Annotated in this window: 19 protein-coding genes and 2 pseudogenes; 9 read left to right on the forward strand and 12 right to left on the reverse strand. The window is 68.1% G+C overall.

Annotated features, from left to right (window positions below; translation table 11 throughout):
• Nucleotides 1–61: 61 nt before the first annotated feature.
• The 3 genes and pseudogenes from ACWF99_RS30425 to ACWF99_RS30435 form a co-directional block, all read right to left on the reverse strand.
• Nucleotides 62–874, reverse strand: coding sequence for an enoyl-CoA hydratase/isomerase family protein (locus ACWF99_RS30425; RefSeq protein ID WP_452538061.1), 813 nt, complete (start codon nucleotides 872–874; stop codon nucleotides 62–64).
• Nucleotides 871–1,883, reverse strand: a pseudogene (locus ACWF99_RS30430) (TIGR03617 family F420-dependent LLM class oxidoreductase). Before ACWF99_RS30430 ends, ACWF99_RS30425 begins: the two are co-directional and overlap by 4 nt.
• Nucleotides 1,884–1,971: 88 nt before the next feature.
• Nucleotides 1,972–2,559 carry a TetR/AcrR family transcriptional regulator gene (locus tag ACWF99_RS30435; protein ID WP_378629669.1) on the reverse strand — a complete coding sequence of 196 codons (588 nt, stop codon included), beginning with the start codon at nucleotides 2,557–2,559 and terminating at the stop codon, nucleotides 1,972–1,974.
• Between the two features lie 89 nt (nucleotides 2,560–2,648).
• On the opposite strand from ACWF99_RS30435, the pseudogene ACWF99_RS30440 reads away from it, so the two are divergent.
• Nucleotides 2,649–3,775: pseudogene (locus ACWF99_RS30440) on the forward strand (NADH:flavin oxidoreductase).
• A gap of 51 nt (nucleotides 3,776–3,826) precedes the next feature.
• On the opposite strand, the gene ACWF99_RS30445 reads toward ACWF99_RS30440, so the two are convergent.
• The gene (locus tag ACWF99_RS30445; protein ID WP_378629665.1) at nucleotides 3,827–4,855 is read right to left on the reverse strand and encodes a phosphotransferase family protein; all 1,029 of its coding nucleotides are present in this window, start codon (nucleotides 4,853–4,855) and stop codon (nucleotides 3,827–3,829) included.
• The gene (locus ACWF99_RS30450; RefSeq protein ID WP_452538062.1) at nucleotides 4,855–5,970 is read right to left on the reverse strand and encodes a hypothetical protein; all 1,116 of its coding nucleotides are present in this window, start codon (nucleotides 5,968–5,970) and stop codon (nucleotides 4,855–4,857) included. The genes ACWF99_RS30445 and ACWF99_RS30450 overlap by 1 nt, the downstream gene beginning before the upstream one ends.
• Nucleotides 5,971–6,097: 127 nt before the next feature.
• On the opposite strand from ACWF99_RS30450, the gene ACWF99_RS30455 reads away from it, so the two are divergent.
• From ACWF99_RS30455 to ACWF99_RS30465, 3 genes are read left to right on the forward strand one after another with little or no spacing between them, the layout of a single operon-like run.
• Nucleotides 6,098–6,706: a TetR/AcrR family transcriptional regulator gene (locus ACWF99_RS30455; protein ID WP_378629661.1), complete on the forward strand. Its 609-nt coding sequence runs from the start codon at nucleotides 6,098–6,100 to the stop codon at nucleotides 6,704–6,706.
• Nucleotides 6,703–8,250 (forward strand): LVIVD repeat-containing protein, encoded by a 1,548-nt coding sequence (locus tag ACWF99_RS30460; RefSeq protein ID WP_452538063.1) that lies wholly within the window; start codon nucleotides 6,703–6,705, stop codon nucleotides 8,248–8,250. Before ACWF99_RS30455 ends, ACWF99_RS30460 begins: the two co-directional genes overlap by 4 nt.
• Nucleotides 8,247–8,855 carry a DUF305 domain-containing protein gene (locus ACWF99_RS30465; RefSeq protein WP_452538064.1) on the forward strand — a complete coding sequence of 203 codons (609 nt, stop codon included), beginning with the start codon at nucleotides 8,247–8,249 and terminating at the stop codon, nucleotides 8,853–8,855. The genes ACWF99_RS30460 and ACWF99_RS30465 overlap by 4 nt, the downstream gene beginning before the upstream one ends.
• A gap of 40 nt (nucleotides 8,856–8,895) precedes the next feature.
• Here ACWF99_RS30465 and ACWF99_RS30470 read toward each other — a convergent pair whose 3' ends face one another.
• The gene (locus ACWF99_RS30470; protein WP_452538065.1) at nucleotides 8,896–10,140 is read right to left on the reverse strand and encodes a helix-turn-helix domain-containing protein; all 1,245 of its coding nucleotides are present in this window, start codon (nucleotides 10,138–10,140) and stop codon (nucleotides 8,896–8,898) included.
• Nucleotides 10,141–10,284: 144 nt separating this feature from the next.
• Here ACWF99_RS30470 and ACWF99_RS30475 point away from each other — a divergent pair, with 144 nt between their 5' ends.
• From ACWF99_RS30475 to ACWF99_RS30485, 3 genes are all read left to right on the forward strand, one after another.
• Nucleotides 10,285–11,277: a poly(ethylene terephthalate) hydrolase family protein gene (locus tag ACWF99_RS30475; protein ID WP_452538066.1), complete on the forward strand. Its 993-nt coding sequence runs from the start codon at nucleotides 10,285–10,287 to the stop codon at nucleotides 11,275–11,277.
• Between the two features lie 21 nt (nucleotides 11,278–11,298).
• The gene (locus ACWF99_RS30480; RefSeq protein ID WP_452538067.1) at nucleotides 11,299–13,683 is read left to right on the forward strand and encodes a beta-glucosidase; all 2,385 of its coding nucleotides are present in this window, start codon (nucleotides 11,299–11,301) and stop codon (nucleotides 13,681–13,683) included.
• A gap of 128 nt (nucleotides 13,684–13,811) precedes the next feature.
• Nucleotides 13,812–15,326: an MFS transporter gene (locus ACWF99_RS30485; RefSeq protein ID WP_452538068.1), complete on the forward strand. Its 1,515-nt coding sequence runs from the start codon at nucleotides 13,812–13,814 to the stop codon at nucleotides 15,324–15,326.
• A gap of 39 nt (nucleotides 15,327–15,365) precedes the next feature.
• Here the strand turns inward: ACWF99_RS30485 and ACWF99_RS30490 are convergent, their stop codons facing one another.
• The 3 genes from ACWF99_RS30490 to ACWF99_RS30500 are packed head-to-tail and all read right to left on the reverse strand — an operon-like array spanning nucleotide 15,366 to nucleotide 18,369.
• A complete protein-coding gene (locus tag ACWF99_RS30490; protein ID WP_452538069.1) occupies nucleotides 15,366–15,989 on the reverse strand; it encodes a DUF4203 domain-containing protein in 624 nt (207 codons plus the stop codon).
• 28 nt (nucleotides 15,990–16,017) lie between these two features.
• Nucleotides 16,018–17,700 carry a SulP family inorganic anion transporter gene (locus tag ACWF99_RS30495; RefSeq protein WP_452538070.1) on the reverse strand — a complete coding sequence of 561 codons (1,683 nt, stop codon included), beginning with the start codon at nucleotides 17,698–17,700 and terminating at the stop codon, nucleotides 16,018–16,020.
• A gap of 12 nt (nucleotides 17,701–17,712) precedes the next feature.
• On the reverse strand, nucleotides 17,713–18,369 hold the full coding sequence (locus ACWF99_RS30500; protein ID WP_378629647.1) for a GAP family protein: 657 nt from the start codon (nucleotides 18,367–18,369) through the stop codon (nucleotides 17,713–17,715).
• Nucleotides 18,370–18,490: 121 nt separating this feature from the next.
• On the opposite strand from ACWF99_RS30500, the gene ACWF99_RS30505 reads away from it, so the two are divergent.
• The gene (locus ACWF99_RS30505) at nucleotides 18,491–18,913 is read left to right on the forward strand and encodes a DUF6325 family protein (protein ID WP_378629646.1); all 423 of its coding nucleotides are present in this window, start codon (nucleotides 18,491–18,493) and stop codon (nucleotides 18,911–18,913) included.
• A gap of 12 nt (nucleotides 18,914–18,925) precedes the next feature.
• Nucleotides 18,926–19,240: an SHOCT domain-containing protein gene (locus ACWF99_RS30510; RefSeq protein ID WP_378629643.1), complete on the forward strand. Its 315-nt coding sequence runs from the start codon at nucleotides 18,926–18,928 to the stop codon at nucleotides 19,238–19,240.
• Between the two features lie 52 nt (nucleotides 19,241–19,292).
• On the opposite strand, the gene ACWF99_RS30515 is transcribed toward ACWF99_RS30510, so the two are convergent.
• From ACWF99_RS30515 to ACWF99_RS30525, 3 genes are read right to left on the reverse strand one after another with little or no spacing between them, the layout of a single operon-like run.
• Nucleotides 19,293–20,267 (reverse strand): DUF389 domain-containing protein, encoded by a 975-nt coding sequence (locus tag ACWF99_RS30515; protein ID WP_452538071.1) that lies wholly within the window; start codon nucleotides 20,265–20,267, stop codon nucleotides 19,293–19,295.
• A gap of 53 nt (nucleotides 20,268–20,320) precedes the next feature.
• Nucleotides 20,321–22,216 (reverse strand): alkyl/aryl-sulfatase, encoded by a 1,896-nt coding sequence (locus ACWF99_RS30520; protein ID WP_378629636.1) that lies wholly within the window; start codon nucleotides 22,214–22,216, stop codon nucleotides 20,321–20,323.
• Nucleotides 22,217–22,270: 54 nt separating this feature from the next.
• Nucleotides 22,271–22,648: an SHOCT domain-containing protein gene (locus ACWF99_RS30525; protein ID WP_378629635.1), complete on the reverse strand. Its 378-nt coding sequence runs from the start codon at nucleotides 22,646–22,648 to the stop codon at nucleotides 22,271–22,273.
• Nucleotides 22,649–22,795: the final 147 nt, after the last annotated feature.

Genomic DNA, 22,795 nt, shown 5'->3' on the forward strand with positions numbered 1-22,795 from the left:
GACCGACTCGCGAAACAGGCTCAGCACCCGCCGCGCGACGATTCGCGGGCGAAGGCGGCTATCACATCGGTGGCCGGAATCCCCGCCAATCGCGCGACAACCGCGCCGACCAGACCGGTCGGCGCCGATCGGCGCGGGCACGCATGCCCTCGCCCGCATCGGGTCCACCCATGACACGCAGGTGCGACTCGGTTTCCAGTTCGGCGACCCGGGCGGGTTCGTAGCCGTGGATCGCGGTGTCCCACAACAGCCTCTTACTGAGAGCGGCAGACATCGGCGCCACATTCACCGCCATATCGCGCGCCATCGCGAGGGCCGCGGGCAATACCTCAGCCCCCGGGAGACACCGGCCGGCGAGCCCGAGCCGGACCGCTTCGTGACCGTCGAAGGTCCGACCCGACAGGAGGATGTCGGCCGCGACCGATATTCCGGCGACCTTGGCCACCGTCCAATGTGCCATCGCGTCGGGCAGAACACCCAGCCGCACTTGGGGAATGGCGTAGCGCGCGTCCTCGGCGACGATGCGAATGTCGGCCTGCATGGCGATGGTCAGGCCGATGCCGATCGCGTGCCCGTTCACCGCGGCGATCACCGGCTTGCGCAGGGCGAAGGCGGGTGGGTCGACGGGAGACGCGGAAAACGTCGCGCTGTCGGGCTTGTCGAAGGTTCTGTCACCCCCACCGATGTCCGCGCCGGCGCAGAATGCCGGGGGCGCGCCGGTGAGCACGATGACGCGCACCGCGTCGTCGGCGTCCAGGTCGCGGTAGGCCGTGCCGATCGCCCGGCCCATCGCGCCCGTGAAGGCGTTGCGGCGTTCGGGCCGATCCAGCGTCAGCACCGCGACACCGTCGGTGACCTCGATCCGGATGCTCACGGCACCTGCAATGCGGTGACGAGGTCCTTGATGTACTCGTCGGACACGTCGTAACCCGGGAAATAGCAACAGATCCGGTCGGCGTACGCACCGAAGCGTTCGATGATCGCCGCGGCGCACTGCTCCGGTGTCCCGTGCACAGCCAAGGTGTCGAGCATCGTCTGATCGATGAGGTCGGTCATCGCCGCGACCTCGCCGCGCTTGGACAGCGCGTTCAATTCCGGTTGCAGCTCACCCCAGCCCTCGGCGTCGAGGACCGCGCGGTACGCGGGCGTCGACCCGTAGAAGCCGAGCAGCCGACGCGCACCGACGGCCGCGGCCGCCAGCTCACCCGGCGTGCGACCCATCGCGACGATCACCTGTGGATAGATGTGCAGATCGTCGGCATCGCGCCCGGCGCGGTCGAGCCCCTCCTCGATGGCGGGCATGGTGTGTTCGGTGAAATGCGGGCGCTGTTGAACGGCATGACCAGCAGCCCGTCGGCCACTTCGGCCGCGGTCCTGGTCACGATCGGGCCGAGCGCGCCGAGGCAGATCTGCGGCAGCCCCAAGGGATTCGGGCCGGGATCGAAGGTCGGCGGCATCAGGGTGTGCCGGGTGAACTGGCCGTCGTAGCGCAGCGGGGTGCCCTCCTGCCAGGAGCCGAGCACGGCTTTGATGGCGAGCACCATGTCCCGCATGCGCGCGGCCGGGCGCGACCACTCACCGCCGTACCGCTTTTCGATGTGCGCGCGGGTCTGCGAACCGAGCCCGAGGCGGAACCGGCCACCGCTGAGCAGGTGCAGGTCGTAGGCGGCGTGCGCCAGGTGGACCGGGCTACGCGGAAGGGCGATGGCGACGTTCGTCATCAGGTCGACCGGCTCGGGGCCCGCGGCGGCCAGGGTCAGCGGGAGGAAGACATCGTGGGCGCCTTCGAAGGTGAACAGGCCGTCGACCCCACAGGCGATCAGCTCGGCGGACCGCGCGATCACCTGCTCCGGGCGCGCGCCCAACTGCAGGTCGACCTTCATGCGCGCACTCCACGGGGCTTTCGACTCACAATTACATACTAGCATGTAACGTTATTGGAACGTGCCCGAGTCATGGTGATCAGCCGCCTCAGCGCCCCGCGGACGCCAGGACATACAGCGCGTCGGCCAGGCGCGCGACGAAGGCTTCACCCTCCTCGGCGTCACGCAGCAGCGCATGGAATGTCGTGGTACCCGAGAGGATCTCGAAGATCAGGTCCACATCGGCGCCGGGGGCGATCCGGCCGTCGTCGACCGCGCTACCCAGCAACTCGGCGAAGGCCTTACGCACGGGCGTGCCGATCGCGAGCAACCTGCGGCGAGCCTCCTCGGTCTGCGAATCGGCGAGCAGGCCCGGCACGCCCGCACGGGCGGCGGGACTGTCGGCGCGAGCCAGGAAGATGCGCACCCAGGTCGCCAGATCGGCCCGGAGATCGCCGGTCGGCTCCGGCAGCGAGTGCCCACCGGGGCCGTGAACAGCCTCTTCGAGCAGCGCTTGACGAGTCGGCCACCGGCGATAGATGGCGGGGGTGTTGACCCCGGCGCGCTTGGCGATCGCGACGACCGTCGCCTGCGCGTAGCCGACCTCGGCGAGCAGCTGCCTGGCGGCGATGAGTACCGCGAGGTCTTTGTCGGCGTCGCGGGGCCTGCCGGGGCGGGGCGAGGGTTCCGAGGGCATCATTACATAGTAACCTGTTACATAATTCACGATGCCGCTCAGCGGGCCTGCCGATTGCCCGGGGCCGCCAACACTGAGAGCGTGGGTGCATGACCGCCGCCGACGCCCTGTTCACTCCCCTGCGAATCGGGCCGTTGACAGTGCCGAACCGGATCGTCATGTCGCCGATGACCCGGCAGCACTCCCCCGGCGGCACACCCGGAGACGACGTCGCCGCCTACTACCGCAGGCGCGCCGAGGGCGGCACCGGGCTGATCATCACCGAAGGCGTCGCGATCGATCATCCGACGGCGGTCGACAGCACGAAAGTGCCTCGGCTACACGGCGAATCAGCCCTGTCCGGATGGCGGCGCGTGGTCGACGGCGTCCACGGCGCAGGCGGCAAGATCGTGCCGCAACTGTGGCACGTCGGCCCGCTGTGGGGCGCGATGGCTCGTGTGGACCCGGCGCTCACACCCCTGCGCCCCTCGGGACTGTGGGGCCGGGTCGGGCGCACGACGTACTCCCAGCGCTACCTGTCGACGGTGAGCGCACCGACCGCCCCATGACCGAACACGACATCGAGGATGTGATCGCCGCCTACGTACGCTCGGCCCGCAACGCGGTGGCGGTCGGTTTCGACGGTATCGCCGTCCACGCCGGCCACGGCTATCTCCTCGACGCGTTCCTCTGGGAGGCCACCAATCAACGCACCGACCACTGGGGCGGCGATCTGGGCAGACGCGTCAATTTCCCGGTCGAGGTCGTGCGCGCGATCCGCCGGGAAATAGGTCCGCGACTGCCGATCTTCTACCGCTTCTCCCAGCACAAACAGCAGGACTACGGCGCACGCATCGCCGAGAATCCCGACGAACTCGGACAGATCCTCACCGCCCTGGCGGAGGCCGGTGTGGATGTATTCGACGCCAGCAGCAGGTTTTTCGACCGACCCGCCTTCGACGGCAGCGACCTGACTTTGGCGGGCTGGGCCAAGAAGCTGACCGGCGCGTACAGCATGGCTGTCGGCAGCGTCGGACTGAGCACGTCGCTACACGAGCAGGGCGTTCCCGAACCGGCCGCGCTCGACGGCCTCTACCGACGGCTCGCCGACGGCGAATTCGACCTGGTGGCCATCGGCCGCCTGCATCTCGCCGAGCCCGCGATCGCCCGCGTGCTGCGCACCGGCGCTCCCCTGCCCACCTTCGACCAGGACCGCCACCAGCGCGTGCTCACCTGACCGCCGCTCGAACACGAATCGTGCGGACCCGTGTTCGAGTCGGCACCGTTTCTACTCGTCGCCGAGCAACTCCCCTACCCGCTGGGTGCAGAAGGCGGTGATGTCGATGTCCGGCGGCAAGTTCAGGCGATGGGCCATGCGCAGCAACGGAATACTGAGCAGGACGGCGGCCAGCACCTCGTTGTAGCGCAGGTTGCGGACCTTCATGCCGCTGCGTTCCTCGTAGCGGGCGATCGACTCCTCGCGGGTGGGAGTACCCGGAAGCCGTTCGGTTCCCTGGAATTCCGAGCAGGCCCAGTCCAGGAACAGCATCCAGGCGAGATCCGCCTCGTGGTCGCCGATGTAGGCGATCTCCCAGTCGAGCACCCCCGCGACGCGGAATTCGGTGTCGTAGAGGATGTTCGACATACGCGCGTCGCCCCAGCAGAGGGTGATGTGTTCGGGTTCGTAGAGGTTGACGCGCAGCCATTCGACGGCCCGCCGCAGCGCGGGCGGCTGGGTGGTGGTCGCCCAGGCCAGCGCCGAATCGACGTAGCCGATCATCTGCTCCAGCGGTGCCGCGCCGAACTTCGGGAAGGACAGGAAATCCAAGTTCAGTGTGCGCCAGTCGAGTTGGTGGATCTCGGCGATGGTGTCGACGCAGCCCCACCACATCGTGGCGCGATCGGCGGGTTCGGCGTCGAAGTACAGACCCGCCGAGTGGTAGGACGGCAGGTCGCCAGGGGCGGAGCCGTCGATGCGGTCCATGACGAAGTACGGGCTACCCAGCGTGGTGTCGTCGCGTTCGAGCCACCGCACCGCCGGAACGGCGATCGGAGTATCGGCCAGGCGGCGCATGACCAGGACCTGACGCAGCAGGTCGTAGTCGGGGAACAGCGCCACCTCGGGCGGGCGGCGCAGCACCAGCGAGACCGGCTCGGTGTCCGCGCGTTCGAGGTCGAACAGGAAGGTCTCGGTGGCGAGACCGCGCGGGCTGGCGGACCAGTTCGTCACCCGCGCGGACTCGGCGTCGGGAAAACCGTGGCGCAACACGGGAACGACAGCGCTCGGCAGGTCCTCGGCGGTGGGGCGAGTAGTCATCAGTACCCCTCGTACCCGTACCGGGCATTGCGGCCCATGAACACCATCTCGACCAGGCCGTAGCCCACCTTGCCGTCGCTGGACTCGACCTCGACGAAAGTCTCGGTGAGCATGCTCACCGGGCGCAGTTCGGCGGTGTCGGACAGATCCACGGTGTAGCCGTCGCTGTAGGACTCACCCTTCCAGATCCCCGACGCGTAGCCGCGATACATGTCGTAGCCGGCCAGACCGGGCCAGAAATCGTGCAGTGCGGTGACGGCGAAGGTGCGCACGCTGCCGTCGGCGGCGTCGGTGGTGAACGAGCCCTCCGACACGATCCGGAAGTCGTCACGGAACTTCAGGTCATGGGTCACGCTGACGATCGGCACGGTCGGTACTTCGGCCTCGATCGGGCGCTGGATCGACCCTTCGAAGTGCCAGCGCTGCCCGTCGGCGGTCTCGCGCTGCGCGAAATGCACCAGTTCGTCGTCGAACTGGAAGATGCCCATGAAGTACAGCACGCCGTCGGGGATCTCCGAGGGCTGCAGGCCGCCGCCCTCACCGAGGCTGCCGCCACCGCCGCCGTGGCGGGTGCCCCACGAGTGGTCGCGGCCGAACCACCACGTGCTGGGATCGATCTCGATGCGTTCGCCGTCGACCTCGAGCCACCCGGAGACCTCACCGTTCTGGTAGTAGCGGCGGGCATCCTCACGGACCCGGCCACGGGTACGGAAGAAGGCGGGTTCCTGCTCGTAGGCGGGGAACTGGCCGGCGAAGTTCAGTTCCAGGCGCAGGCCGTGGTCGTTGTCGCCGAGGGTCGCGCGCACGCCGCGCAGCGGCTCGGTGATCTCGTAGCGGTAGGGGCCGATCTGCCAGGCGCCGAGGTCGTCGTACTTGCCGCTGATCTCGCGCGAGAGCCGCGCCACGTGCGCGGTGCCGTCGATGGTGACCATCGCGTAGGCGTCCATCACATTGCGGTTGGGGTAGCGCGCCATGCCGGTCATGACGCTGACCCGGCCGGTGGTGTCGAAGCCGTAGAGCACGATGCGTTCGGTCCAGCGCAGATCGCTCTGGGCGACGTGGTCGAAGGTCGTCGGCAGTTGGTGGCAGAGCAGTTCGTCCTGGGGAGTCAGCATGGACTTTTCCTTCGAGAGAGGGTGTAGAACACGTTTCAAGTTAGCTAATTCGAATACACCATGAAGCGTTTTTGAAAAACGCTCGACCTCGGCTACGCTCAGCCCACGTCGAAGGAGGAATCAACCGGTGACCGACAAGAGCGAGGCCCGACAGGGTCCCGGCCGACCGCGCGACCCACAGCTGGACGAGCAGGTGCTGCGAGCCACTCAGGAGTTGTTGGTGGAGCAGGGTTTCCAGGCCACGACCATCCAGGGCGTGGCGCGCCGAGCCGGGGTGGTCGCCACCTCGATCTACCGCCGGTGGCCCAACAAGATCCACCTCGTCGAGGACGCGATCTTCGCCCTCGACACCGGCACCGTCCCGCAGCCGACCGGCGATATCGCCGCTGACCTGCTGGCCTGGACACGACTGTTCTTCGCCGCGGCCACCCATCCCGCGGCCCGCTCCGGTATCCCCGGCCTGCTCTCGGCCTACCACGACGACGAACAGAGCTACCAGCGCCTGCGCGAACGCGGCGAAGGCCTGGCCAGGGTCGCCATCCGCGCGACCATCGACGCGGCGATCGCGAACGGACAGGTCAAACCGGCCTGCGATCCCGACCTGATCTTCGAATTCCTGCGCGGCGCAACCCTCCTGCGCGCGCTCACCCGCGGTGACGAGGACGGCGAGCGCTTCTGCCGTCAGACCGCGGCGGCACTGGTCACCCTGGCCACCGAGCACGAGAGTCAGCCATGAGAACACGTTACTGTTTGCTGATCGCGGTCGCGGCCGTGCTCGTGGTCCCCAACGCCGTCGGCACCGCGCAGCCGGACTCGCCTGCCGTCGTTCAGGAGGACCGCGGCCTCGCCGATACCGCCGTCGCCCGCGCGAGCTGTGCGAGCGACGCGATCCCCGAACCGGGCCTCCAGGGCGACGTACCCGCCACCGAACGCGACAGCGGCCGCAGCACCCAGGGCTACCGCTGCAACATCAGCCGCATCGGCGGCTACGCGGGCCGCGGCGCCGGCATCACCTCCACGCAGTTCGATCACTGCGTCTACCTCGGCAGCTTCTTCCCCGGCAACCTGCTCGGTCCCGCGCAAGGCGTGCAGGTGGTCGACGTCGCCGATCCGGCGAACCCGGTGCTCACCGCCACGCTCACCGAACCCGCGATGCTGGCGGGCACCTGGGAGAGCCTCAAGGTCAACGCCGCGCGAAAGCTGCTGGTCGGCACCGGAGCTCCCGCGTTCACCGGAGCGGGACTGATCTCGATCTACGACATCTCCGACTGCGCGCACCCGCGCCTGCTCAACCCGGGACCCGGCACCGACGTGAGCCTGCCGGTCCCGATCACGGCGCACGAGGGCGGCTTCTCCCCCGACGGCCGCACCTACTGGGCATCGGGGGTCATCCCCGGCATCGTCAGCGCCGTCGACCTGACCGATCCGGCCGACCCCCACGTGATCTGGCAGGGCATGCCGGGGCAGTCCATGCACGGCATGGGCCTGCGCGCCGACGGCAACCGCCTCTACCTGGCCAACAACATGGGCGGGCTCACCGTCCTCGACACCAGTGCGGTGCAGCGGCGCGACCCCGACCCGCAGGTGCCGATCATCTCCCAGCTGACCTGGACCGATGGCTGGGCGACGCAGCAGAACGTGCCCGTCACCTACAACGGCGTGCCCTACCTGTTCACCGCCGACGAGGCCGGATCCGGCGGCGTCAAACTCATCGACATCTCCGACGACACCAACCCGCGCATCGTGAACTCCATCAAGCTGGAGATCAACCTGCAACAACATCGCGACAGCGCGCTCGCCTCCGGGATGGGTGGGTCGATCTTCACATACGACGCCCACTACTGCTCCGCCGATCGCCCGGTGAACCCCACCGCGCTCGCATGTGGCTGGATCGCCTCCGGCATCCGGGTTTTCGACGTCCGCGACCCGCTCCGGGTACGCGAGATCGCCTACTACAACCCGCCCGCGCGTACCGGTCAGAACAGCGAACTGTGGAACTCCCCGCACGCGCTCGCCTCGATCATCGGAGTGCCGCTGCTCAGCGCGCAATCGGTGATGCAGGCCGTCGACGCGGGCGTTCTCGATCCCGAGCAGGCGCGGAGTTCGCGCACCGGTGACGTGGCCTTCGGTGACCTCTCCACCGACTGGTGCTTCTCCGCTCCCGAGTGGCGCGGCAACCAGCTCTGGGCCGCCTGCGCCGACAACGGGTTGCTCATCTTGGAGCTGTCGCCCGAGGTGTACACCCCGCCCACCGATCAGCGGTCGACGGTCGGCTCATGACCCGGCGGGTGCTGCTCGGCGCCGCGGGTGCGGCGACGGTACTGCTGCTGCTGGTGGTCGGCGCGGCCATCCGACCGCTCTGCTTCTCCGAGACCGCCACCGTCACACCGGTATTGACGCCCACCGAGATCGGCTTCGTGCAGGACATGACGGGTCACCATCAGCAGGCGCTCATCATGGTCGAGCGCCTGGCCGTCGATGTCGATCCCACCGTGCGGCGGCTGGCCGACCAGATCGCCGATGCCCAGCGCCTCGAGATCGGCATGATGCTCGGCTGGCTCCGGCTGGCCGCGGCGACCCCGACCAACCCGCACCCGATGTCGTGGATGCCCACCGGTCACCACACCGCCGCGTCCTCGTCGATGACCATGCCCGGCATGGCCACTCGCGCCGACCTCGACGCGCTCACGCAGGCACACGGCGCCGACGCGGAGACGATGTTCCTGCGTCTGATGTACCGCCATCACCAGGGCGGCATCGCCATGGCGCAGACGTTCGACGGAATATCCACCGGTGGGCCGGTCGAACAGGCGGCCCGCGACATGATCAGCACACAGAGCCAGGAGTCCGGGATCATCGGCCTGCTGATGTCCCACCGCGGGTAACGGCTACGGGCTGAGAACCTGCCGACGGTCGAACGCGAACTCAGCGTGCGACCAGCTCGCGAATGCTGGTGCGGACCTCGCCGACCCTCGAGACCTCGGCGAACTCGGTCGACTCGTGCAGGAAATCCAACAGCCGGGCAGCGGTCCGGCCCGTCGGTCGTCGACCGCACAGCGACAGGGCGAGACCTACGTGGTCGACGGCCAGCTCGGGCTCGCCGAGCATCAGCTGTAGGCGTGCCGAGGAGATCGCGGCCGTCGCCGGTGTCACAAGATCCTGCGACAGCGGCGTGTGCATCTCGCCGAAGCCGATGCGAGCCAGATCGGGTCGGGTAGCGATGAGGTGACGGTAGCTGTTGCCGAGCAGCCGCCACTGCTGGCCTGGCCCCGGCCAATTCCGGCGCGGTCCGAGAATCATGCCGACGGTGGCCGCGGTGAGGCTCCGGTCGGCAACGCTGTCACCGGCCACTGTCCCGGCGGCTTCGCAACGGCATTCCGCCGCGATGACAATCGCACGCTGGAACGCGGCATGATCACCGAGAATGCCGTGCGCGTATGCCTCCAACTCGGCGAGTGCGACCCGGAGCAGGGGCGTCGCGGTACGCCGCGCCAGATATTGGGCCAGCTGGGCCACCTCGAGCCCTTCGGCCGGCCTGCCGCTGTCGAGGAGCTGCCAGGATGCCTCGGCGAGGATCGCGGCGGTGAGCACCTCCTCGCCCGCGGCATGCGACAGCCGTGCCGCGGCGACCGAGTACCGGCGACCGGCGACGACGTCTTCCACGTCCCAGCTCATGGCGGCCGCGATATCGGCCAGCTCGGCACCGGCCCGGAAGGCGCGCCCATGCCCGCCCGCGGCCGAGAGCTGCTGCAAACGCGGCAGATTCACCGACAGCCAGGCCGTCACCGCGCGGCGCGGCGCCGGTCCGTCGTCCCACTGCCGGGCGCGCGCCCAGGTGGCGAGCTGCTCGGCGTCCGTCAGCTCCGTCGCGGCGAAGGTGGGGTGATCGCCGCGCGAGTGCGCCACGGGCGGCAGCAGCAGCGACGACAGCTGCGTGGGCAGATCGTCGAGTTCGCTGACCGAATCGACGGTGAGCCGGTCGCGCAGATGATCCAGCGGAGTGTGCAGCGCCGACGCGTACGCGGCCACGTGCTCGGCGCGCACCATCCGGGCGCCGGTCTCGAGCTGGCCCAGGTACGGCTTCGAATAGTTCGTGCGCGCGGACATGCCCTGCAGACTGATTCCCGCCGCCGTTCGTGCCGCGCGCAGCGCAGAACCGACCTCGGTCATCCGAGGTCCGCACCGGTGCGGGTCGACTCGTTCATCAGTCCGAGAATACGTCGCGGGCAGCCCCCCGCGTGGGTGTCTGCAACATGTCTGCAAGACGACGTGGCGGGCCCTCTATGCCCGTTCACCTGCTTAACGTCGGAGATCGTGAGCATCAGAACTGTCCAGCGGGTGCATCGAGGCACCCGCATCGCCCTGACCGCCGTCGCGCTGACCGCGGCCGTGTCGACGGCACCGGTCTCGGCCGCGCCGTCCTACCAGTCGGCCGCGCCGGTCGAGGCGACCTACTACAGCCCGGGGCCATGGGCGGTGGCCGAGCGATCCGGTGCCGACTGCTGCACCTCGACCGGCGATACCTACGACATCTGGTACCCGGCGGATCTCGGCGCGGGCGCTCACCCGGTCATCACGTGGGGCAACGGCACGATGGCGCACCCACGCGAATACGCGTACCTGCTCGCACACCTCGCGTCGTGGGGATTCGTCGTGATCGCCGCCGACCGGACCGACACCGGAACCGGCGTGCAGATGCTCGACGCCGTGCGCTACCTCGCCGGGCAGAACAACGACCCGAGCAGCGTCTTCCACGGCAAGATCGATCTCGATGCGGTGGGCGCGGCGGGTCACTCCCAAGGCGGTCTGGGTGCGCTGAACGCGCTCGCGCGTGGGTCCGGCCTGGTCGACACCGCCGTGACGCTCGAGATGCCGCTGGCCGCGGTGTGTTCGTCGCTGCCGACGGTCGACGGCCAGAGCGCCTGTGTCGACACCAGTGCGATCACCTCGGGCTCGGTGCTGCTGGTCAACGGTTCGGCCGACGGCATCTCGCCGGGGACCCAGCAGCTGCCACCCGAGCTGATCGGCGAGCAGTCCATGCAGGCGTACTACGACGCCCTGCCCGCGCAGGTGCCCAAGGCCCGCGCCGCGCTGGTCGGCGCCCAGCACAACGACATCCAGGGCCGGCCCGACTGCACCAACTACAGCTGCACCGAAGGCGTCTATCGCTACCTCGGCTACTCGGCAGCGTGGTTCCGTGGCCAATTGCGCGACGATCCAGCCGCCCGTGGCGCATTCGTCGCGGGCACCGGCGAATTCCTGCACAACCCGTACTGGTCCGAGCAGGCCAGCACCCTCACCCACTGATCGAAGAAAGGCTGCCTCTTCATGGAAGACCGCATCAAGGAGCTACTCGCCGAGCTGGATCTGGAGGGCAAGCTCCGGCTGATCTCCGGCGCAGGCCTGTTCCGGATGGCCGGTGACCCCGCGATCGGACTCGCCGAGATGCCGGTGTCCGACGGCCCCTCCGGGGTGCGTGGCGAGAACTGGGACGAGCGCGATCCCTCGGTCAGCCTGCCTTCCGGCACCGCGGTCGCCGCGACCTGGGATCCCGAACTCCTCACCGAGATCGGAGCCCTCATCGCCGCCGAAGCGCGCCGCAAGGACGTCTACGCGGTCCTCGGCCCGACGATGAACCTGCATCGTTCGCCGTTGGGCGGCAGGCACTTCGAATGCTTTTCCGAGGACCCGCTGCTCACCGCCGAGATGGCCGGCGCCTCCGTGCGATCGGTGCAGGCGCACGGGGTCAGCGCGTGCCCGAAGCACTACGTGGCCAACGACTCCGAGACCGACCGCTTCACCGTCGACGTGCGGGTCGGCGACCGCGCGCTGCACGAGCTGTACCTCTACCCCTTCGAACGCACCGTGGAAGCGGGCGCGTGGATGCTCATGGACGCCTACAACTCGGTCAACGGCACGACCATGACCGAGAACCCGCTGCTCGACGAACCACTCAAGGGCGCGTGGGGATTCGACGGTGTCGTCGTCTCGGACTGGACCGCGGTCCGCAGCACCGAGAGCGCGGCCAACGGCACCGACCTGTGCATGCCGGGGCCCTGGTACCTGTGGGGTGAGCCGCTGGCCGCGAAGGTTCGCTCAGGCGAGATCGCCGAATCCGTGATCGACGACAAAGTCCGCCGCATCCTGCGATTCGCACACCGCGTCGGCGCGCTCGACGGAACACCCCAGCCCACACCGGTTTTCAGTGACGAGCAGGCACAGGACCTGGTTCGCCGGGTCGCCGCCGAGGCGATGGTCCTGGTGCGCAACGACGGAATCCTCCCGCTCGCACCGGAAACCGGTGTCGCCCTGCTCGGCCCGTCGGCGGGGGAACCCCGGTTCCTCGGCGGCGGTAGCGCCACCGTCATCCCGGGCCACACGACGACGCCCGTCGAAGGTCTCACCGGCCGACGACCGCTGACACACACCGCGGGCGTCCACCTGTCCGAGGCGCTGATCCCGGCCCCGCTCGCCCTCATGACCGACCCCGAAACCGGCGAGCCCGGCTTGTCGGCCCGCTATTTCAAGGACGAGACCGAGCTCGGTACCCAACACCGGACCACGAGCCGACTCGTCCTACTCGGCGATGAACTCGCGGCGCGGTCGAACACGATCGAGCTGCACACGCGCCTGCGCGCCGACATGGCCGGAGAATGGCAGATCGGTTTCGGCGGGGTCGGTCACATCCGGCTCGACCTCGACGGCGAGACCGTGCTCGACGAGAACATGGTGCTCGACGGTGGCGACCCGGCCGCCGCACTGCTCAACCCGCCGCAACGCCACGTCACGCGCGTGCTCGCCGTCGGCGAGGAGGTCGATGTCCAGGTGGTGACCAGCATCGAGGAAGCGATGCCCGGCCTCGGCATCATCCTCGGCGCGACGCTCGGTATCCGCCGTCCCCAGCGCGCCGACGACGAAGAGTTCGCGGCCGCGGTCGCACAGGCAGCGGCCGCCGAGGTGGCCGTTGTCGTGGTCGGCACCACCGAGCAGATCGAGAGCGAAGGCGTCGACCGCACCTCGCTGCGGCTGCCCGGCCGCCAGGACGAGCTGGTCTCGGCGATCGCCGCCGTGAACCCCCGCACGGTGGTCGTGGTGAACTCCGGTGCGCCGGTGGAGATGCCGTGGCGCGACGATGTCGCCGCCGTGCTGCTCGCCTGGTTCCCCGGCCAGGAGTTCGGCGCGGCGTTGGCCGATGTCCTCACCGGCACCGCCGAACCCGGCGGCCGACTGCCGACCACGTGGCCGAAGACCATGGCCGACGTCCCCGTGCTCGACACCACCCCCGTCGACGGCGTGCTCGACTACGCCGAGGGCATCCACATCGGCTACCGCGCGTGGCTGAAGGCAGACATCGAACCCGCCTACCCGTTCGGTCACGGTCTGGGCTACACCACCTGGGAGACCAGCGATCTCACCGTCGAGGGCCGCACCGTCGCGCTGACGGTGACCAATACCGGTAAGCGAACCGGCAAACAGGTTGTCCAGGTGTATCTCTCGCGCCCGGACAGCGCAATCGACCGTCCGGTTCGCTGGCTCGCCGGTTTCACCACCATCAGCCTCGCCCCCGGCGAGACTCACACGGTGTCGATCGACCTACCCGCTCGCGCCTTCCAGCACTGGGGCACGAGCGGCTGGGAGAGCGAACCCGGCGAATTCATCGTGCGGGCCGGAACTTCCGTCACCGACCTTCCCCACACCGCCTACATCTACTAGCTCGAAATTTCTATCAGCTCGAACAACGGAGCGTGGCCATGTCCACCAGTACCATCAAGCCAGACGACACCAATGACACCGGAAGACTCGAAGGTGCTTCGCGCGCAAGAATTTTCACGGTCCTAGCCGTGATCGTGCTCTTCTCCGAGATCGCCCCGATGCAGTACACGATCGTCGCGGCGGCCCTACAGAAGATCGCACCGAGCTTCCCCGGCGTCGGGGCCAACATCAACTGGGCCATCATCGTTTTCGGTTTGATCGGCGCGGCCGCGTCTCCGTTGATCGGCAAGATGAGTGATGTCTGGGGCAAGAAGCGGATGTTCCTCATCTGCGGCGCCCTGTTCGTGATCGGCTGCGTACTCGACGCGACCACCTCGAACTGGGGTGTGTTCCTGTTCGGTCGCTGCCTGCAAGCCACCGCCATCGCGACCGCGGTGATCGCCTACGGTCTCATCCGGGATCTGATGCCGCGCAAGATGGTTCCGCTCGCCCTCGGTCTCACCGCGACCGGCTTCGGCGTCGCCTCCATCGCGGGCCCGCTGCTCGGCGGCTACCTCGTCGACAACCACAGCTGGCGTGCCATCTTCTGGGTACTGGGGGCGTTCACTGTGGTGATGTTGCCGCTGGTGTGGTTCATCGTGCCCGAGTCCAAGCTGCGGGTCACCGAGCGCATCGACATCGTCGGCGCCGCACTGCTCGCCGGTGGTGCCGCACTCACCTTGATCTACGTCGACAAGGGCCACGACTGGGGTTGGTCGAAGCCGACCACGCTGGCCTGGCTGATCGCGGGCCTGTTGCTGCTGGTGCTGTTCGTCCTCGTCGAGAAGCGGGCCACCACACCGATCATGGACATGCAGCTGCTGTTCCACCCCCGCGTGGCGCTGGTGCTGGCCGGTGCGCTCTTCGCGTCGCTGCAGATCGGCATCGTGTCCTACGCCATCGCCTACATGTCCCAGACCCCGCCGGAGTCGACCGTCGTCGACGGTGTTGCGCAGGGCACCCTGGCCCAGATCCAGCAGCTGACGGGTCAGGCACTGCCGATCGAGGCCGTGCAGGTGACGCTCGATCCCGGCTACACCTACGGCAGCGGATACACCCTGCTCGAGTTCGCCGTCCGGATCGCGCTGCTCGGTTCGGTGATCACGATGATCTTCGGCGCGGTCGCCGGTCTGCTCGCCAGGCGGGTCGGTGCCCGGTTGCCGCTCGTCGCGGCACTTGTCATCTTCGCCACCGCGGCCGTCGCCTTCGCGGTCCTGCCGCTGACCACCACCAACTTCCTGATCGTGAACTCGATCTTCAGCATCGGCTTCGGCATGTACTACGCCTGTATGCCGATCCTGCTGGTGGAGGCGGTTCCGCAGGAACAACAGGGCGTCAGCATGGGCATGCTCGGCGTTATGCAGTCCATGGGTGTCGCGATCGGTCTCGCGATCGTCACCGCGTTCCTGCACAGCAACGGCATGAGCGCCCTGGTGAGCGTCGGCGGCCAGGACCAACCGGCCACCCCGCTGCCCGACCTGTTCGGTGATCGTGGCTACCAACTGGGTTTCTGGGTCTGCGCGGCGGCCTCGGCCGTCGCCCTCATCCTCGCCCTGGTGATGAAGCACGGCCGCACCCCGGCCACGGGCGGCACCGCCCACTGATCCGGGTTCGACCAGCCGGTGGTGCCGACCGCCGGCTGGTCACCTCGTGGGCCAGCCGCCGTTGCGGTCTCTCATGTCCGGCTCGTCGTCGTCACCGACCAGGTGCTGGATGCCCAGCTTCTCGGCGAACAGGTGGCGCTGGGTGATCCAGCCGAGGATCGACAGACCCACCCAGGCCAGGGTGGCGGTGACCTGCTGCCAGCCTGGCTCGGGGTCGCGCAGGAACGACAGCGAGTCGCTGAACAGCGCGACACCGCTACAGACCATGCTGGCGCCGCCGATCGAGGTCAACCACAGCAGTGCGCGAGCCCGGAACTTCTGTGCCAGGAACGCGCCCGACACGCCGACCGCGAGCGCGACGATCATGCTCAAGGCGACGTTCTTGTCACCGGGCTGCAACACCGTCGCCAGCTTTGTACCGATCATCACGCCGGTCAGACCGCCGATGAAATACGAGGCGAAACGGAGCACCAGCGAGGTGACCACCCAGACCGACACCGCGCCGATCAGCGCGGCCAGCAACAGCCACCAGAAGCTCGCGTTGAACAGGTCCGCGATCAGCCAGCCGAGACCGAACCCGATCGCGAGCAAGCCCAGGTGGACCGAGCGAATCCCGTAGAAGCACAACAGCGCTCCGACGAGAGCGACCAGAATGCCGTTCATCTGAGTTCCTTTCGGCAGGCGAGCATGGTCATGAGCCGGACAGTGCCGCGGCCGCGGCGGCGACGGTGGGATAGATCGGGACCGGGACATCACCGTGTTCGGCCGAGCCGAGGGCGTCACCGAACTGGGCGACCGGTCGCGCGATCGCGAACCCGATGCGCCGGGCGGCCAGCGTGTCACGCAGGGCGAGCAGCATCGCCGCGGCGGTCACGTCGACCGAGGGCGAGGTCTCGGCGTCGAGGACGACCATCCGGGTGCGGTCGGTGCACAGCCCTTCGATCTGGTCTTTCACATAATCGGAGTTGGCGAAGAACAACCCCGATTCCACCCGCACGACCAGCAGATCTGGGCGCGTCGCCGCGTCCGGGTGCCGGACGGCGGCCACCCACAACGACCCTTCCTTGCCGAGCTCGGCCACATGCGGTTGCGAAGCCCGGTACACCAGCAGCAGCATCGACACGCCGATACCGATGAGCAGACCCGGCAGCGTATCGAAGATCAGTACGCCCAGCATCGCGGCCATCGCGGCCAGGAAGTCGGCGCGTGCCGCCCTGCCGTAGATGCTGGCGAGCATGTGGGTCCAGACCCGGTAGAGGCGGCGCAGGGCGGCGATGTCTACCAGTTCGATGACGGCCGCGATCACGACCGCCGCCAAAGTGGCCTCCGGCAGTTTCTCGAACAACCCGGTCAGGAAGAGCAGAGTGATGACGGTGAGCCCGGCCACGACAAGCCCGCTGAGCTGGGTTTTCGCCCCCGCCCCACCGTTGACCGCCGTCTTCGACAAACTGCCGTTGACGACCATCCCCGAACTCAGCCCCGCGCCGAGATTGGCGGCGCCGAGCCCGAACAGCTCCCGATTCGCGTCGATGGGATAACCCGCCTTGGCCGCATAGGTTTTCGCGGCGCCGAGACCCTCGGCGAAGCCGATCAGCAACACTCCGACGGCGGGACCGAGCAGATCGAGGTAGTCACCGAACGACACCGCCGACGGCAGGCCGAGTGTGGGCAGTCCCGCGTCGATATGACCGACGATCGAGACACCTTCGTCGTCGAGTCCGAACAACGTCACGACCACGATGCCGAACCCCACAGCCACCAACGCGCCGGGAACGAACGGCAGCCAGCGGCGCAATGCGAGCACCAGCGCGAGGCTGATCAGGCCGACCGTCACAGTGCGCCACTGGGCATGGCCCAGCTCGGTGATGATGCCCCACGCCTGCCGGAAGAAGTTGCCGTCGTGTTTGTCGACGCCGAGCAACTTGGGCACCTGCCCGATGATGATGACCAGGGCAAGTCCGACGATGAAGCCCTTGAGCACCGGTTCGGAGATGAACGCGGCGATGAAGCCGAGCCGGATGAGACCGGCGAGCAGACCGACCAGGCCGGTTGCGATGGCGAGTGCGGCTGTCAACGCGATGTAGCGGCCGTTGTCGGCACCCGCGAGCGGGGCGATGATCGCCGCCGACAGTGCCGCGGTCGCCGACATCGGGCCGACCACCAGGTGCCGCGAACTGCCTGCCAGCGCGTAGAGCACCAGTGACGGCACCGCCGCGTAGAGCCCGACCACCGGCGGCACCCCGGCGATCGACGCGTAGGCCAGCGCTTCGGGCACGAGTACCGCCCACACCGTGAGACCGGCGATCACATCCGGTCGCAGCCAGGCCCGCCGATAGCCGTGCAGTGACTCGAACACCGGTATCGACAGCGCCACGATTCCTCCTCGCTACAGCCCGCCGATGCCCTTGCCGACGACCACGGAGCCCATGATCAACAGCACGATCGCCATCACCGCATGGTTGTTGAGCTGCAACCACTCCCGCAGGCTGTCGAGCATCGGACCGAGTTTGTCGGCCGCGAGCATGTACCCCACGACCACCGCCAGCACGGTGACCGAGGCGAGCAAGGTGAACACCACGATCGCGACCAGGTCGCCCCCCGCGCTCAGACCGCCTGCCCCGATCGCGACACCCGCCGACACACACAGCAGCAGATTCTTCGGATTGACGCCCGACAGCAGCGCCCCCAGCCCCAGCGCCTTCACCGGCGTGAGCGTGTCGATCGCCTTCATCCAGCCGGGCACCTCGGTCTGCGACCGTTCCTGCCACTGGATCACCGCCAGGACCACCAGCGCGATGCCGAGAATGATCTTCACGATCGAGGCGCCGGTCGACGGTTCGCTGTCCGTGCCGCCCAGTGTCCCGGCGAGCAAGGTCATCACGCCGGTCACGACGAGGATGCCGGCCACCCACCCCACGGCGAAGCCCTTCGCGGCACCGCCCGCGTTCTTCGACAAGATCATCAGAATGGCGGCGATGATCGGGATCGGCGAGACCGCCACACCCACCGCCAGTGGCAGGAGACCGCCGATTACTGAGCCCATGCCACGACGCTAAGCGGGCCGGTCCCGGCGCGCCTCACACTTTCCGGGTGAACTGCGCGCGCCTGTTTTCATCCGATTCGGGTGAAGCAGCCGGGCACTCACCGACGGCATGATTCGGCCCATGGGATCACCAGCAACGCTCGGACCGGTCGAATTCCTTGTGCTCACTTTTCCCGGCACCGAGATCGACGAATCGGTGTCTGCGGCACTGGCCGAGATCGTCGCGAAAGGCACGGTCACGCTGCTCGATCTGATCGTGCTGTCCATGGACGACGCGGGCGCGATCACCGAACGCGAGATCGACGACGACATCGCCGTGGTGGGTCTGACGGGTCTGACGGCCGCCGACATCGACCTCGTCAGCGACGACGACCTCGATGTGGTCCGCGCGTCGATGGAACCGGGAACGACCGCTGTCGTCATCGTTTTCGAGGAAACGTGGGCACTGCGCCTGGCAAGCGCCGTGCGCGCGGCCGACGGCGAGGTCGCGCTGCACGTGCAGGTACCGCGCGATGCCGTCGACGCCGCGCTCGCCCTCGCCTAGGAAGGAATCGATATGCCACTTCGCAGGGGTCGCGTCGGGCGACCGGGACTGATCGGCACCATCGCCAGAACCGCGGTCGTCGCGGGAACCGCGACCGCCACCTCGAACGCGGTCAACCGGCGCGGCGCGCAGCGGGCGGCCGAACAACAGGCCTACGCCCAACAGCAGGCGCCGCCTCCGCCGCAGCAACCGGCTCCCCCGCCGCCCGCCGCGCCGAGTGCGGGCAACGACACCGTCGCCCAGCTCGGCAAATTGGCCGAGCTGCATTCCGCGGGCGCGTTGTCGGACGCCGAATTCGCCGCCGCGAAAGCCAAACTGCTCAGCTGATTTTCCGGTGAACGACGCCCCCGGCCACGGTGCCGGGGGCGTCGCGCTGTGCTCACTGCACGCGACCGCCGACCGTGTGGATGATGACCAGCTTCGGGTCCCACGGCACGAGCTCGTCCACCTTCCGCTGCAACTCCTCGCGCGGCGGCAACTGCGCGGGACCGAGCACCGAGACGGTCGCGATATCGCTGTGCAGGGTGACATCCATGACCTGTGCGTCCGGTGTGTCCCGGAGCCAGTCGCCGGCCGCGTCGGCGATCTGACCGGCCCACAGGGTCGACAGCGAGTTGAGCATCATCGGGATCGCCACCAGCACCAGCGCCGCGCCGAGCACCAGGTAGGCCCGGCCCCGCCGCATCGTCGCCGGATCGGCCTCGCGCGCGTACCCGGCGATGAGCAGCACGATCGTCGACGTGATGATCATCGCGACCACATTCGACGCGAACAGCACGAACGCGCCACCGGCGAGCGCGGGCGCATGCGATCCCAGGCACACCCCCACCACCCCGAGCGGCGGCACCAGCGAGATCGCGATCGCCACCCCGGGCAGCACATCGCCCACGTCACGCCGGGTGATCGCGATCGCCGCGACGATGCCGGTCGCTATCGCCGCGGTCAGGTCCATCAATTTCGGCGAGGTCCGCCCGACGACCTGGGCGTTGGACAGCACATTCACCGGATTGGGCAGCACCTGCGCGAAGAGGAACCCCAGCGCGACCACCACCACGATCCCCGACAGGACCAGCAGCAGACTCCGGCCGAGCAACGGCCCGCGACCGGTCACCACGCCCAACGCGACACCCAGGATCGGTATCGACAGCGGCGCGACGATCATCGCGCCGATCACCGTCGCGGTGGAATCGCCGATGACCCCCGAAATAGCGATCACCGCCGACATCACCAGCATGATCCAGAACGCCGACCGCTTCGACGCGACCTGGCCCACCGACAGATCCAGCTTGTCGGTCAGCTCGTCCAGCGATCGACGTTGCTCCTGCGGGACAAGAAAGCTCAGCACGGCAGGCATACGTCACGACCTCCGCTCTCGGTGCGCGGCTCCTTCGACGGCGGACCGGTGGATCAGGGGGTTACGATCGCGAAATCCGGGTCGGGGGCGTCGAGGTAGCCGACCAGTTCGGCCAGCTTGGCGGGATCACCCTCGGCGGTGACGCGACCGTCGCCGATCATCGTCGCCAGATCCTGGCCACCGAGCAGTGCCGCGCGCAGGTCCGCTTCGGTGAGCGTGAACGTCGCCTGGGCGGGCGGGGGCTCGCCTTCGACGTCGAAGTGCACGAGCACTCCGTTGCGCAGTTCGGTGCGGTGCACCGTGCCGGAATCGGTGGTGCGCCAGTCGATGACGATCGTCGCGTCCCACGCGCGCGGGCCGTCGACGCGCAGCGCCATCGCGTCGAACACCTGCTCCACGGACAGGGCGGCGGAAATGTCGGCCGAGGACGTCGCCAGCGGAGTACCGACATTGCCGTTGCGTAATTCGTAGGCGCCCATCAGGAAGAAGTTGCGCCAGGTGCCGTTCTCCGCGCCGAAGCCGAGCTGTTCGAGCGTGTCGGCCTGTAGCGCTTTCGCCTCGGCATTGTCGGGGTCGGCGAAGATGACGTAGTTGAGCACCTGGGCCACCCAGCGGAAGTCGCCCTCGTCGTAGGACTTTCGCGCCTTGGCGACGGCTTCGTCGGCACCGCCCATGAATTCGACATGGCGGCGGGCGTTCGCGACCGGCGGGTGCTGCCACAGCGTGGCGGGATTGCCGTCGAACCAGCCCATGTATCGCTGGTAGATCGCTTTGACATTGTGGCTCACCGACCCGTAATAGCCGTGGGTCGACCACGAGTTCACGACGGCCGGCGGCAAGGGCAGGTCCTCGGCGATCTCGATGCCGGTGGAGCCCTTGTTCAATGCCCGCAACGTCTGGTCGTGGAGGTAGCCGTAGAGATCACGCTGGACCGAGAGGAACTCGGTCAGCCGGTCGGTTCCCCAGGTCGGCCAATGGTGCGAGGCGAACACGACATCGGTGCGGGCGGCGTATCGGTTGATCGCCTGTGTGAGGTATTTCGACCACACGTGCGGATCGCGAACCAGCGCACCACGCAATGTCAGCAGATTGTGCAGGGTGTGGGTGGCGTTCTCGGCCATGCACAGCGCCCGCCGATCGGGGAAGTAGAAGTTCATCTCCGAGGGCGCCTCCGTGCCCGGCGTCATCTGGAATTCGATGCTCACCCCGTCCACCGTCACGGTCTGCCCGGTGTGGTCGATGTAGACCGTCGGCGAGATCAAGGTCGGGGTGCCGAGCGAATTGGTCGGCCCGAGACCGGCACCGACCGCCCCCTTCGGCCCACGAGGAAGTGCGGCGCCGTACATGTACGCCGAGCGGCGCGCCATCGCGGTGCCCGCGTACACGTTCTCCTCGACCGCGTGTTCGGTGAAGCCGACCGGCGCGATGATCGGGCAACGCCCCGCCGCGACCTCTGCTTCGGTGGTCACCCCTTTCACACCGCCGAAATGGTCGATGTGGGAATGCGAATAGATCACCCCGGCCACCGGGCGGTCGCCACGATGCTCGCGGTACAGCGCGAGCCCGGCGGCGGCGGTCTCCTCCGAGATCAGCGGATCGATCACGATCACGCCGGCGTCACCTTCGACCAGCGTCATGTTGGACAGATCGAATGCGCGGATCTGGAAGATGCCGTCGGTGACCTCGTACAGGCCTTGCTTCACACACAGTTGCGACTGCCGCCACAGACTCGGGTTCACCGTGGGCGGGCACTCGCCGTCGAGGAACGAGTAGGCGTCGATGTCCCACACCACCTTGCCCGCGGCGTTCTTCACCACCCCCGGCGTCAGCGCCGCGACGAACCCGCGCTCGGCATCGGCGAAATCCTGGGTGTCTTCGAACGGTAGCGAGCGCAGCAACGTCTCGTTATCGGCTTCGACGCTGGCCGAGGCTTCCTGCTGACTGGTCATCAGATGGTGTTCCTGTCTGTGAGCGACGCCGGATCGCGCAGTCGTGCGCGGATGTCAGGCGAGGGCCTTGGCCTTGAGCTGCTGGAATTCCGCCTCGGTGATGGCCCCGGCGTCGAGCAGCTTCTTCCCGTCGGCGATCTGGGCGGCGGAGTTCGTGCCCGCGGCCTGCCTGATGTAATCGTCGGCCTCCGTGCGCGCCTGCTTCTGCGCTTCGGCGGTTCGTTCCGCCATGCCGCTACCGCGGAAGATCAGATACACCAGTCCGGTGAGCAGCGGGAACAGGATCAAACACACCACCCACACCGCTTTCACCCAGCCCGAGGTGGACCGGTCACGGAAAAGATCGGTGAGCAGGTAGAACATCAACATCAGGTAGGCGACAAAGCAGAAGCTCACAATGATGACCCAGAGAACGTCCCACACCGACGACATGATTCGACCCTCACTTCTGTGATGCGTGTCCACCGGGCGGCGGTCACGGTTCGACCCTTGCCGCCATCGTCGCGAAGAACCCCGGCCGTCCACATCATCCGAATCGGGTGAATCCGTCCGAGCCGCTCCACCTCACCCAGAACGGGG

This window comes from Nocardia sp. NPDC055002, from assembly GCF_053608825.1.

Bases quoted from the DNA above. Each gene is read 5' to 3' on its own strand.
- ACWF99_RS30450 (WP_452538062.1), bottom strand. From the start codon at position 5,970: ATGCTGACTCCCCAGGACGAACTGCTCTGCCACCAACTGCCGACGACC.
- ACWF99_RS30445 (WP_378629665.1), bottom strand. From the start codon at position 4,855: ATGACTACTCGCCCCACCGCCGAGGACCTGCCGAGCGCTGTCGTTCCC.
- ACWF99_RS30515 (WP_452538071.1), bottom strand. From the start codon at position 20,267: ATGCCTGCCGTGCTGAGCTTTCTTGTCCCGCAGGAGCAACGTCGATCG.
- ACWF99_RS30470 (WP_452538065.1), bottom strand. From the start codon at position 10,140: ATGACCGAGGTCGGTTCTGCGCTGCGCGCGGCACGAACGGCGGCGGGA.
- ACWF99_RS30480 (WP_452538067.1), top strand. From the start codon at position 11,299: ATGGAAGACCGCATCAAGGAGCTACTCGCCGAGCTGGATCTGGAGGGC.
- ACWF99_RS30500 (WP_378629647.1), bottom strand. From the start codon at position 18,369: ATGGGCTCAGTAATCGGCGGTCTCCTGCCACTGGCGGTGGGTGTGGCG.
- ACWF99_RS30490 (WP_452538069.1), bottom strand. From the start codon at position 15,989: ATGAACGGCATTCTGGTCGCTCTCGTCGGAGCGCTGTTGTGCTTCTAC.
- ACWF99_RS30525 (WP_378629635.1), bottom strand. From the start codon at position 22,648: ATGTCGTCGGTGTGGGACGTTCTCTGGGTCATCATTGTGAGCTTCTGC.
- ACWF99_RS30505 (WP_378629646.1), top strand. From the start codon at position 18,491: ATGGGATCACCAGCAACGCTCGGACCGGTCGAATTCCTTGTGCTCACT.
- ACWF99_RS30510 (WP_378629643.1), top strand. From the start codon at position 18,926: ATGCCACTTCGCAGGGGTCGCGTCGGGCGACCGGGACTGATCGGCACC.
- ACWF99_RS30435 (WP_378629669.1), bottom strand. From the start codon at position 2,559: ATGCCCTCGGAACCCTCGCCCCGCCCCGGCAGGCCCCGCGACGCCGAC.
- ACWF99_RS30465 (WP_452538064.1), top strand. From the start codon at position 8,247: ATGACCCGGCGGGTGCTGCTCGGCGCCGCGGGTGCGGCGACGGTACTG.
- ACWF99_RS30460 (WP_452538063.1), top strand. From the start codon at position 6,703: ATGAGAACACGTTACTGTTTGCTGATCGCGGTCGCGGCCGTGCTCGTG.
- ACWF99_RS30520 (WP_378629636.1), bottom strand. From the start codon at position 22,216: ATGACCAGTCAGCAGGAAGCCTCGGCCAGCGTCGAAGCCGATAACGAG.